Source organism: Bacillus sp. L381 (assembly GCF_030284525.1).
Classification (GTDB): Bacteria; Bacillota; Bacilli; order Bacillales; family Bacillaceae; genus Bacillus; species Bacillus amyloliquefaciens.
Map to the genome: position 1 here is coordinate 3833198 of NZ_CP127224.1, position 11893 is coordinate 3845090.

13 protein-coding genes are annotated in these 11893 nt (G+C 45.1%); 3 read left to right on the forward strand and 10 right to left on the reverse strand.

Annotation, left to right across the window (positions count from 1 at the left end; translation table 11 throughout):
• Positions 1–108: 108 nt before the first annotated feature.
• A complete protein-coding gene (locus QRX25_RS19610) occupies positions 109–1557 on the reverse strand; it encodes an aminotransferase-like domain-containing protein (protein ID WP_212099992.1) in 1449 nt (482 codons plus the stop codon).
• Between the two features lie 135 nt (positions 1558–1692).
• Between QRX25_RS19610 and QRX25_RS19615 the strand changes: the two genes are divergently transcribed.
• A complete protein-coding gene (locus QRX25_RS19615) occupies positions 1693–2574 on the forward strand; it encodes a DMT family transporter (protein WP_212099995.1) in 882 nt (293 codons plus the stop codon).
• 61 nt (positions 2575–2635) lie between these two features.
• The gene (locus tag QRX25_RS19620) at positions 2636–4705 is read left to right on the forward strand and encodes a thioredoxin domain-containing protein (RefSeq protein WP_212099998.1); all 2070 of its coding nucleotides are present in this window, start codon (positions 2636–2638) and stop codon (positions 4703–4705) included.
• Here QRX25_RS19620 and QRX25_RS19625 read toward each other — a convergent pair.
• Complete coding sequence (locus QRX25_RS19625) at positions 4702–5595, reverse strand: CPBP family intramembrane glutamic endopeptidase (RefSeq protein ID WP_115996308.1); 894 nt, start codon at positions 5593–5595, stop codon at positions 4702–4704. The two genes, QRX25_RS19620 and QRX25_RS19625, sit on opposite strands and share 4 nt — an antisense overlap.
• Before the next feature lie 215 nt (positions 5596–5810).
• Here QRX25_RS19625 and QRX25_RS19630 point away from each other — a divergent pair, with 215 nt between their 5' ends.
• Positions 5811–7142, forward strand: coding sequence for an MFS transporter (locus QRX25_RS19630; protein ID WP_212100001.1), 1332 nt, complete (start codon positions 5811–5813; stop codon positions 7140–7142).
• A 32-nt stretch (positions 7143–7174) separates the two neighbouring features.
• Here the strand turns inward: QRX25_RS19630 and QRX25_RS19635 are convergent, their stop codons facing one another.
• The 8 genes from QRX25_RS19635 to rpsF form a co-directional block, all read right to left on the reverse strand.
• Entirely contained in the window at positions 7175–7555 is a 381-nt protein-coding gene (locus tag QRX25_RS19635) for a VOC family protein (protein ID WP_013354257.1), read from the reverse strand.
• 55 nt (positions 7556–7610) lie between these two features.
• On the reverse strand, positions 7611–8549 hold the full coding sequence (locus QRX25_RS19640) for a LacI family DNA-binding transcriptional regulator (RefSeq protein ID WP_212100004.1): 939 nt from the start codon (positions 8547–8549) through the stop codon (positions 7611–7613).
• 62 nt (positions 8550–8611) lie between these two features.
• The gene (xth, locus tag QRX25_RS19645) at positions 8612–9370 is read right to left on the reverse strand and encodes an exodeoxyribonuclease III (RefSeq protein WP_065982822.1); all 759 of its coding nucleotides are present in this window, start codon (positions 9368–9370) and stop codon (positions 8612–8614) included.
• Between the two features lie 48 nt (positions 9371–9418).
• Positions 9419–9946 carry a methylated-DNA--[protein]-cysteine S-methyltransferase gene (locus QRX25_RS19650; protein WP_283092404.1) on the reverse strand — a complete coding sequence of 176 codons (528 nt, stop codon included), beginning with the start codon at positions 9944–9946 and terminating at the stop codon, positions 9419–9421.
• Complete coding sequence (locus QRX25_RS19655; protein ID WP_212100007.1) at positions 9939–10526, reverse strand: bifunctional transcriptional activator/DNA repair enzyme AdaA; 588 nt, start codon at positions 10524–10526, stop codon at positions 9939–9941. Before QRX25_RS19655 ends, QRX25_RS19650 begins: the two co-directional genes overlap by 8 nt.
• 188 nt (positions 10527–10714) lie before the next feature.
• Entirely contained in the window at positions 10715–10954 is a 240-nt protein-coding gene (rpsR, locus tag QRX25_RS19660; RefSeq protein ID WP_004392983.1) for a 30S ribosomal protein S18, read from the reverse strand.
• A gap of 43 nt (positions 10955–10997) precedes the next feature.
• Positions 10998–11516, reverse strand: a complete 519-nt coding sequence (ssbA, locus tag QRX25_RS19665) for a single-stranded DNA-binding protein SsbA (RefSeq protein WP_013354263.1) — start codon at positions 11514–11516, stop codon at positions 10998–11000.
• A 39-nt stretch (positions 11517–11555) separates the two neighbouring features.
• Positions 11556–11843, reverse strand: coding sequence for a 30S ribosomal protein S6 (gene rpsF, locus QRX25_RS19670; RefSeq protein WP_013354264.1), 288 nt, complete (start codon positions 11841–11843; stop codon positions 11556–11558).
• Positions 11844–11893 lie beyond the last annotated feature (50 nt).

Genomic DNA, 11893 nt, shown 5'->3' on the forward strand with positions numbered 1-11893 from the left:
CCCTGTGGACCGGTAGAAGCCTTTGAAAAACGCGAAAAACAAGGCGGTTTTGGCTATTCGACATGTCACTGTGGCATGTCTCTTTCTTTTAAAGTAATCATTATATATTTATCTGATTGCCAATTCTTTAATAATCAAACTCAATTCATAAATTCCCTTTTGAAGGTCTTCAAGAGATGCATAAGCATATGATAAGCGAACATAATTCCCTTTTTCCTGAGCATAGATACTGCCGAGGTTGAGAAGCAGCCCTTTTGTTAAAGCTTTTGTATAAAGTAATTTCATAGATATTGAAGGCAATATTTTTACCCAGATAAAGAATCCTCCCTTCGGAATATTCCATGTAGCTACACTCTTCAAATTGGTTTCTAAAGCGCTCATGACCAATTGCCTTCTCACCTTTAACTCACTTCTAACCTGTTCTAAATGCTGTTGGTATTCACCGGATGTAAACCACTCTGCCGCTACCCTTTGAGATAATGAACTGGATCCGTAATCTGTCTGCATTTTAATATCAGATAAACGTTCAATTACCGGTTCCGGCCCCGCTATCCATCCAATTCTTAATCCGGGGCTTAATGTCTTAGATAAACTTCCTATGTAAAGCACATGCCCATTTTTATCTATTGTTTTAATAGGATCTGGAGGAATTTCATCTATCCATAACTCACGATAAATGTCATCTTCAATAATAGGAAGCTGTGCATTCTCACTTGCCGCAAGGATTTCTTCTCGTCTCTTTTTTGACATTAAAATACCTGTAGGATTATGAAAACAGGGATTTGTATATAATATGGCTCTTCCCCGTTCTCCCTTTGTCATATGAATATGGTTTGGCAGAAGCCCCTCTTTATCCATAGGGAGCCCGGTAAGATTCATCCCGGCTGACTGAAATACATGCAGCGAATAAAGATAAGATGGCTGATCGAGAAAAACGGTCGATCCCCTTTGCAAAAGCCCCATTGATATAAGCTGTAAAGCTTGCAGCGCTCCAGAAACAATAAGTATAGAAGAAGGTGAAGCACGAATTCCAAATGTTTTTAAATAGTGACTCAATGCCTCTCTTAAAGGTAAATATCCTTTTGGTTCCTCATATCCGAATGCCTCTATGTTATGAGATACCTTTCCCATAATCTCTTTCATAGCAGCTAAAGGAAAAATCTCGTTTGAAAGTTCTCCTTTGCTGAGCTGTATAAGATCACGGTTTGATTCCGATTTATTGATCTCTTGGACGATTCTTCTGCTTGGCTGCTGAATTCCGGAGGTTACATACTGATCCCAATCGGGGGCGGAATTCTTAGCCAAAAGTGTCCATGTATTGTTAATAACAACTGTGCCTTTACCCATTCTGCCTTCGATTAATCCATCCGCCATCAATTCCTCTAAAGCTGTAATTACCGTGCTTCTGTTTACTTCAAAGTGTTTAGCGAGCGTGCGCTGGCTTGGAATCTTACTTCCAATCGGCCATTCTCCATTTCCTATTTTCTCTTTTATATAATCAATGATTTGTAAGTATTTCGGCAGTTTTCTAACCGTTTTTCCTTCTGTAAGGCTCATAAAAAGCAATCTCCTTCATTATAAGTGGTTGGGTTAACACTTGATTAACTGGTTGAAGCCATTTTACTAATTCTCTATTAGTATAAAACACATTAAGAGACTGGTTGGTTTTTTATAAGAGAAGGAGTGAAAATTTTGAATAAGAAAACGGTTCGAATCTGTATATCTTACAGTCTGATGATTGGGTTGTGGGCATCAGCTTTCCCGGGAATCCGTGCGGGTTTGGAGAGTTACACGCCGGAACACCTCGCTTTGTTTCGCTTATTGATTGGGTCGATGGCACTGTTGCTTTTTGCTGTTTTGACTCAAATGCGTTTACCTGACATGAAGGATATCCCTGCTATTTTATCTTTAGGATTTTTAGGTTTTGCACTGTATCACATTTTGCTGAATATCGGAGAAAAAACAGTTAGCGCAGGGATAGCAAGCTTGCTCGTAACCACAGCACCGATTTTTTCTGCAGTGTTATCCCGGCTTTTTTTCAGTGAACATTTTGGATTTTCTAAATGGGTCGGATCTATCATTAGCTTATTGGGTGTAGCATGTATTTCATTTGGGACAGCAGACTATACTCATTCAATGAAAGGTATGTTATTCATTCTGCTGGCTGCTTTTTCAGAGAGTATCTATTTTGTCTTTCAATCCCGCTATATAAAAAAATATGGTTTTATTCCATTTGTGACATTCACCATTTGGGGTGCAACATTGCCAATGCTGGTGTTTCTTCCGGGGTTATGGGGAGAAGTTGTTCACGCATCGATGAATTCCACATTGTCTGCCATTTACTTAGGTTTATTACCAACAGTTATCCCATACTTTGCACTTGCATACGTCACTTCACTCGTCGGCGCTTCAGAAGCAGCCATTTCACTTTATTTAACACCAGCTATAGCTTTGGGCATTTCTTGGTTGTGGTTAGGTGAAATACCTGCCTTTATTTCTCTTCTGGGCGGAGCAGTTACAGTCTGCGGGGTATGTTTTACCTATCTGGAAGCAAGTAAAATCAGGCTTAAATGAATCTTTTTAGGGAATTGTGGTATGTTAAACATACAAATATTAAAAGAAAGAAGGTGATTCCATGCCAACTAACAATAAACCCAACAGTTTAATCACAGAGAAGTCTCCTTACTTACTCCAACACGCCCACAACCCAGTGGACTGGTTCCCATGGGGAGAAGAAGCCTTCGAAAAAGCAAAACGCGAAAACAAACCCGTTCTTATCAGCATCGGCTATTCGACTTGTCACTGGTGTCACGTAATGGCTCACGAATCCTTTGAAGACGAAGAAATCGCCGGTATTTTAAATGATAAATTTATAGCCATCAAGGTTGATCGTGAGGAGCGGCCTGATGTGGATTCCGTGTATATGAGAATCTGCCAGCTGATGACGGGGCAGGGCGGATGGCCGCTGAATGTGTTCGTCACACCTGATCAGAAGCCGTTTTATGCGGGGACTTATTTTCCGAAGACGAGCAAATTTAACCGCCCGGGTTTTATTGATGTGCTTGAACATCTGTCTGAAACGTTTGCGAATGATCGGCAGCATGTCGAGGATATCGCGGAAAACGCCGCCGCTCATCTTGAAGTTAAAGTTCACCCGACCGAGGGCATGCTTGGCGAACAAGCGATGCATGACACGTATCGTCAGCTTGCAGGCGGGTTTGATACGGTGTACGGCGGGTTCGGCCAGGCTCCGAAATTTCCAATGCCGCATATGCTCCTGTTTCTGCTTCGCTACTACAGCTATACGGGCAAGGAACAGGCATTGGCCGGCGTAACCAAGACACTCGACGGCATGGCAAACGGCGGTATTTTTGACCACATCGGGTTCGGATTTGCCCGATACTCGACTGATAATGAATGGCTCGTGCCGCATTTTGAGAAAATGCTGTATGACAACGCCCTTCTCCTCAGCGCTTATACAGAAGCCTATCAAGTCACGAACAATGAGCGCTACAAACAGATTGCGACGCAGATCGTGACGTTTATTAAGCGGGAAATGATGCATGAAGACGGCAGCTTTTTCTCAGCATTAGACGCCGATACAGAAGGCCGCGAGGGGAAATATTACATATGGTCTAAAAAAGAAATCATGAATCTTCTCGGTGACGAACTCGGCTCACTTTATTGCAAGGTGTATAACATCACAGAACAAGGCAATTTCGAAGGAGAAAACATTCCGAACCTCATTTTCACGCGGCGTGAGGCCATCCTTGAAGAGACCGGCCTTACTGAACACGAGCTGACCGAACGCCTTGAAGGCGCACGGAAAAAATTGCTGGAAGCGCGGGAAAACAGAATCTATCCGCACACAGATGACAAGGTGCTGACCTCATGGAACGCGCTCATGATTGCCGGACTGGCAAAAGCCGCAAAGGTATTTCACGAGCCGGACTTTCTCAATATGGCGGAAACAGCGATCCGTTTTCTCGAACGGCATCTCATACCGGACGGGCGCGTCATGGTCCGCTATCGTGAGGGCGAAGTAAAAAACAAAGGGTTTATCGATGACTACGCTTTTCTGATCTGGGCTTACCTTGAACTGTATGAAGCGGGTTTTAACCCGTCTTATTTGAAGAAAGCGAAAACGTTATGTACAAGCATGCTGGATCTGTTCTGGGATGAACGGCACGGAGGATTTTTCTTTACCGGGAATGATGCCGAGACCCTTCTTGTGAGAGAAAAAGAAGTCTACGACGGTGCCGTCCCTTCCGGAAACAGCGCGGCAGCCGTTCAGCTGCTTCGTCTCGGCCGCCTGACGGGTGATGTATCACTGATTGAAAAAGCCGAAGCCATGTTTTCCGTCTTCAAACGGGAAATAGAGGCCTATCCGAGCAGCAGCGCTTTCTTCATGCAAAGCGTACTGACGCACATAATGCCTCAAAAAGAAATCGTCGTTTTCGGAAGCAAAGATGACCCGGACAGAAAGCGGTTCATTGAAGCGCTTCAGGAGCATTTCACTCCCGCCTATACAATTCTCGCTGCGGAACATCCGGAAGAGCTTACAGGCATTTCTGATTTTGCCGCGGGTTATCAAATAATTGACGGAAAAACGACGGTTTACATTTGTGAGAATTTCACCTGCCGCAGGCCCACGACGGATATTGATAAAGCGATGAATATATTACAAATCAGCAGCAGAGCCTAGGCGGCCTGCTGCTTTTCTTTTTTCACAAAACGGAATGCGAGCCATGCGAAGATCATGTTGATCACCAGACTCGATATGCAATCATATATTTCATAGCCGCCGGCTGAAGCAAATATAGATGGAATGCCGCCGTAAACCGAATGATCCTCGGTGAGAAAGATAAATAAAAACATATTATTGGCAGCGTGACCGCCCAGGGACAGCTCCAGACTGCCCGTTTTAATCGTGATAAAGGTCCAGATCACACCAATGGTGATATATCCGATTCCCGCCCAGAGAGCCCCATTTTCCATCTCCGGATTTCCGAAGTGAAGGACGCCGAATAATCCGCCGATGATGGCAGTCAGAACCACCGCGTTTGCCGTCAATTTTCCGGCGAACTGAAGCAGAAAACCCCGAAAGAGAAATTCCTCCGCAGAGGTTTGAATCGGCACCAAAAAGACGGCCGCCGCTAACAGCAGCAGAAAGCGTGAAGCATGGAATTCCTGAAGCACGAAGCGATCCGGGTGGATTAAAAAATCAACCAGCCCCGCAATAAACATCAGCAAAACATAAGTGCCGAATCCAAAGAAAATCCTCTTCCAGTTCAGCGACTGATTCGGTGTGATGATGGATAAAAACCGCCGTTTCATAATGAAACGAACCGCTATCCAAATGCCCGGAATCGCTATGAAGTAGACGATATGCTGTAAATAAATATCCGCCAGCGGGTCACTTAATGCCAACTCATCCCAGTTTATCGTCAATGACGGATTGAACTCGGACATGAGGAACATATAAAATACGATCAATATGCTTCCGAAAAAGAACAAACCCACTATGACCAGCAGAGAAAGGAGATATCTCCATACACTATTTTTTCCCTCTGCGGGCCGTACAAAAGTATTCATATTTATGCATCAGCTTCCTTTCCTTCAACATTTTACAATAGAAACAGAAACAGATATAGGAAATTTCATATATTTTTAAGAAGAAAGCGCTATGCCGTTTCCTTCGGCTCTGGTTATTTACACTCTGTTTTTGCCAAAAAAAGACCTTTATAATGTATTTGTCAGATAAATTTACAGTATTTTCTGTTTACAATTGCCAAGTCAGGGGGTTTTTTATGAAACATCAGACATTCTCAAATGTAGCGAACCGTTTAGACCGTCTCCCCATTTCTCGTGTGCACTATCAAGTATTAACCGCTCTCGGAATCATCTATTTTTTCGATCTCGCTGATCTGTTTACGCTCAGTAACGTAGCTCCGGCGCTGATTGAGCATTGGGGCGCAGAGCTGTCCACCATTGCCGACATTACGGCTGCATCCTTCTTGGGCATGTTTTTAGGCGCCTCCCTCGGCGGAAGGCTGTCCGATCGGATCGGCAGGAAAAAAGCGCTGAATTGTTTTGTCCTTATCTTTTCGATCTCATCTTTTTTGAATGCGCTGGCATGGGACATTCCTTCCTTAATGATTTTCAGATTTTTGACAGGTCTCGGCGTCGCAGCCGCCATGATTGTGACGAACAGCTACTTGGCGGAGTTCTTTCCATCCTCCGTACGGGGAAAATATATCTCCTTTTGCGCCATGATCGGATTAATCGGCGTTCCCGTCACAAACGTCGTATCCGCCTTTGTCATTCCTTTAGGCTCATGGGGATGGCGGCTCGTCTTTGTATGGGGCGCGGCCGGTCTCATTTATTTCTTTTTTATCCGCCGGCTTGAGGAATCCCCGCGCTGGCACGAAAATCGCGGTGATTATGACCAGGCAAACGCCATTATGAATCGGCTTGAAACCCGTGTAGAGAAAGAAAAAGGCCCGCTCCCCGCACCGAAAGAAGCAGCAGAAGTACATGCCGTGAAACACGCCGGCTACTTAGGGCTGTTTCACGGCAGGAATCTAAAAATCACCATCATCCTGTCTGCGGTATGGATCCTTGAAACCTTTGGCTTTTACGGCTTTGCCTCATGGGTGCCAAGCCTGCTGAAAAGCAACGGCATCACCATGGAAAAAACACTGTGGTACAATGTACTGCACTCTGTCGGGGCCCCGCTTGGCGCATTGCTCGGATCCATGATATCCGAAAGGTTCCAAAGGAAATGGATTCTGGCCGCAAGCGCTTTTCTGACTGCAGCGGCCGGTCTGCTGTACGGCATGACGTTTATTCCCGTCATGATTATTGTGTTTGGATTTGTCGTCAACGTCACAGAACGGATATTCACCTCAAATCTATACGCATACACATCAGAGCCGTATCCTACGGAATATCGCTCGGCAGGGAGCGGGCTGGCGTACGGGCTCGGCCGTTTTTCCAACATATTCGGCTCTTTGCTCGTCGGATTTATTGCCGTAAAGCTCGGCTACATCAGTGTCTTTTTGTTTATCGGCGGCTGCTGGCTTCTATGTTCCGTTCTGTTAATCCTCTTCGGCCCGAAAACAAATGCACAGCAAATTTAATCAATAAAACAGTGCGGACTCACTCCGCACTGTTACACTGTGATTTCTATTAAATTGCCTTCCCAATCCTCTATCACGCTCTCATAATACCCGTCACCCGTCACGCGCGGGCCGCTTACAACCTGAAATCCGTCGTTTTTAAACGTCTCCGTCAGTTCATTCACCCGCTCCTTGCTGCCTGTAGAAAATGCGAGATGCGCCCACCCGGTCATATTCTGTGACGGCGTTTCCTCAATGCCGCCTTTTTTCATAATTTCCAGCCGGCATCCGGAGTCAAATGAAAGAAAATACGATTTGAAATCCTTTTTCTCATTATGATAAAGGTCATTGGCTTTTGCCCCAAAGTATTTCTCATAGAACTCTTTCATTCGTTCTAAATCTTTCACCCATATCGCCGCATGTTCAATTTTCATAGGTCCGCCTCCTTTTTTTCTCAATCTATTTATAAGGCATGAAATCCATTTCAGCTCAAGTCTTTTTCCGCTGAAATTGATGCATAATTTGTTTTTTAGCCGTTTCTCCGTTCAAAAACAGCAAAAACGCTTCCTTTCCGACCCGTTCCAAATGAAGTTCCAAGGAAGGAATATTCAAAGCCCGGCTGACGCTCACATTTCCCTCGCCGATGATCTCCACGTCCCATTTCTGTTCTTTCGCAAACTGGTACAAGCCGGCAGCCACATCATCACTGTGCGCATAAATGGCTGTCGGCGGCTTGCTGAAACCCCGGAAGTGCTCACCCGCACGCTTTCCGTCGTCCATATCATGGCATCCAATCAGAATGCGGGTTTCATCAAAAGAACCGAAAACCGCTTTATAGGCGTTTACCTTATCTGTCGTACTTGGGCTTTTTAACGCTTCCCGCACACATGTAAAAGCAACGTCTCGATGCCCGCGGTTTTTCAAATACAAAAAGCTCTCTCTGTATGCCGCCTGTCTGTCATTATAAGCGCAGGGAATCGCTTGGTGCTGTGTATATTCACAGGCGACAATGGGGCCGTATTCAAGGTAAGGCACAGCGGTTTCCCATTCATTTGCGCGGGAAGTGACAATCAGTCCGTCAATCTTTTTCATTTTCAACAGCTCGAAATATGTAATCTCTATAGCGGGGTCATAGTTGGTGGGGAGAAGGGTTGTCACGTAATCATGGGCAAATGCTTCCTTCGTGATACCGTTTACAATTTTGTCAAAGCAGGGATGATCACTGTACGGCAATATCACGCCGATCGTATTGGTCTTTCCGCGAATCAGATCAATGGCGGTTCGATTAGGCGTATAATCCAGCTCCTTCATCACTTGATTCACAAGACGCCTTTTCTCCTCAGATACGTACGGATGGTGGTTTAACACGCGTGACACAGTAGCCACCGACACATTCGCCAGTTTCGCAATCTCTTTTATATTTGCCATGTGCTCCTCCATTTTCGGTAATAAAAAAGCAGCAAGAGTGAATTTCTCTTACTGCTATCTCATCATAAATCCAGTGTCATTTCAACAGGGCAATGGTCCGAACCCATGATATCGGCACAAATGGCCGCCTGAGTGATCCGCTGCTTCAGCCTGTCTGAAACAATCACATAATCAAGCCGCCAGCCGATATTTTTCTCGCGTGCATTCGTCCTGTAAGACCACCAGGAATACGCGCCTTCCTGATCGGGATATAAATAGCGGAATGAGTCGGTAAATCCGGCATTCAGCAGTACGCTGAACGCTTCCCGTTCCTGATCCGAGAAACCGGCGTTCTTTCGGTTGGCTTTTGGATTCTTCAAGTCTATCTCCCTGTGCGCAACATTCAAATCGCCGCATAATATCACGGGCTTCTTCTGATCAAGCTTTTGCAGATAATCCTTAAAATCTGCCTCCCACTGAAGACGGTAATCAATTCGCTCTAACCCGCGTTTGGCATTTGGCGTGTAACAGTTGACGACGAACACATTCTCAAACTCAAGCGTGATTACCCGTCCTTCTTGATCATGGTCGTCAATTCCCAATCCATAAGACACTTGCAGCGGTTTTACTTTCGAAAAAACAGCCGTGCCTGAGTAGCCTTTTTTCACCGCATAGTTCCAATAGTCATGGTATCCTTCAGGCTGCAATGATACTTGTCCGTCCTGTACTTTTGTTTCTTGCAGACAAAGAATATCGGCTTTCGTTTCCTGCACGTAAGTATTGATATCTATTTTTTTCATCACGGCACGTAAGCCGTTCACATTCCAAGAAATCAGTTTCATGTTTCCCCTCCCGCCCGGCTCAGCCGGTATTAACATTCAGCATATGTCTTATTTCAGTGTTTCAATGTTTCTGCCCTCTAGTGCCAGCAGCTGCTTTTTCATTTCTAAACCGCCTCTGAATCCGGTCAGTTTGCCGTTTTTCCCGATGACACGATGACACGGAACCGTAATCAACACCGGATTTGCCCCGATTGCGGCGCCCACGGCTCTTACGGCTGCCGGTTTCTGAATCATTTCTGCAATATCCGAATAGAAGTATGTCTCACCGTACGGTATGTCCATCAGCGCTTTCCAAACAGCCAGCTGAAATTCTGTTCCGTAAAGATCCAGCGGCACTGAAAATGCTGATCTGCCGTTTTCGATGTACTCGGACAGCTCTGCCGTGTAAGGCGCCAGTTTTTCATCATCACGCGCCAATCGGTGTTGCGGCATTGCTTTCCCTGCCCACCGCTCAAGCTCTTCAAAGTTTCCATGATTCGAACCTATAAAGCAAAGCCCCTTAGAAGTGGCGGCTGTATACAGGCTCCACTCAGTCCGTGTGAAGAGTGTCCAATAGATCATCTTTTCTTTACTCACAGTGAACCTCCCCCCGTCCCTTTCCGACAGTTTTTCTGTATGCTGTGGGCGAACTTCCCGTTCTCTTTTTAAAAAGAGTCGCAAAATGTGCTGTGTTTGGAATTCCGACAGTCAGAGCGATCTCCATGACTGTCTTATCAGTATGGATTAAAAGGTGCTCCGCCTTCGTCAGTCTTTTTATCTGTATATACTCAATTGGAGACAGCCCCCTGATTTTTTTAAATGTCCGCTGCAAATGATAGGGACTGCCGTGACACATATCGGCCAGTACGCTCAGAGTCAGTGCTTCGTGATAGTGGCTGTCAATATACTCGGTGATTTGCGCAATCCATTCTTCATCAGGAAGACGCAGACCGTTGGGGCGGCACCTTTTACAAGGACGAAAATTCCTCTCCAGTGCTGCATCAGCCGTATCAAACACCAGCACGTTTTCCTTATTCGGAACTCTCGACTTACAAGAAGGCCGGCAGAAAATTCCCGTCGTTTTTACAGCATAATAAAATGTCCCATCGTAGGAAGCATCATTGTGAATGATTGCATTCCACTTTTCATCTGTCAGGATATTTCTTTCCGTTTCCATCTCAGCCACCCCCTGTTTCTCAGTATAAACAAATCCATTACATAAGTACGCATATTTGAATAGAGGAGCAAGATAACAAAGATAAGACTCAGAAGCATTTCTATGTTTCATGTGGAACATTTCGGCAGGGGGTTGAGTGATATAAAAAAAGAGCAGGAGCCCGCAGGCTCTTGCTCTTTTCTTTCGGCTTACTCGCCAGTTACGTATGGAAGTAAAGCCATTTGACGTGCGCGTTTGATTGCGATAGTCAATTTACGTTGGTATTTCGCGTTTGTTCCAGTTACACGGCGAGGTAAGATTTTACCACGCTCAGAAACAAACTTTCTAAGAAGATCTACATCTTTGTAATCGATGTGCGTAATGCCGTTTGAAGTGAAGTAACAAACCTTACGGCGTTTCGCACGACCGCCTCTGCGTCCTCCTGCCATTGTCATTTCCCACCTTTCTTGTTATGAAAATAGCGATAATCTATTAGAACGGAAGATCATCATCCGAGATGTCAATCGGCTTGCCGTCGTTGGCAAATGGATCATCATTAAAGCTGTTCCCTTGATTTCTTCTCTGGTTGTTCTGATTTCCGCCGAACGGATTATCATTTTGGCCTCCGCCAAAGTATTGGCCTCCGCCGCTGTTTCCTTCGTTGTATCCGCCTGAACCAGAACCGCCGCTGTTTTTAGGCTCAAGAAATTGAACACTTTCAGCTTGGACTTCTGTCACGAAGACACGCTGTCCCTGCTGATTTTCATAATTTCTTGTCTGAAGACGGCCGTCTACGCCGGCAAGGCTTCCTTTTTTAAGAAAGTTTGCAACGTTTTCGGCTTGTTTTCTCCAAGTGACACAATTAATGAAATCGGCTTCACGTTCTCCGGACTGGTTCGTGAATGTACGATTCACAGCTAGAGTAAACGTGGCGACAGCCGCACCGCTTGGCGTATAACGAAGCTCTGGGTCTTTTGTTAGTCTTCCGACTAATACAACTCGGTTAAGCATATGAAAGACCACCTTTTAACATTATATATTTCAAATTGCTTATTCTTCTTCTTTAACAACGATGTGGCGAATGATATCGTCACTGATCTTAGCTAAACGGTCGAATTCAGAAACCGCTGCAGCGTCAGACTGAACGTTTAAGATTTGGTAGAAACCGTCACGGAAATCGTTGATTTCGTAAGCAAGACGACGTTTACCCCAATCTTTTGTTCCAGTGATCTCCGCTCCGTTAGAAGTCAAAACGTTGTTGAAACGCTCGATAACTGCCTTCTTTGACTCTTCGTCAATGTTCGGACGGATAATGTACATAACTTCGTACTTTTTCATCTGTTTGCACCTCCTTTTGGTCTAAGCGGCCCTATAATGGGCAAGGAGCA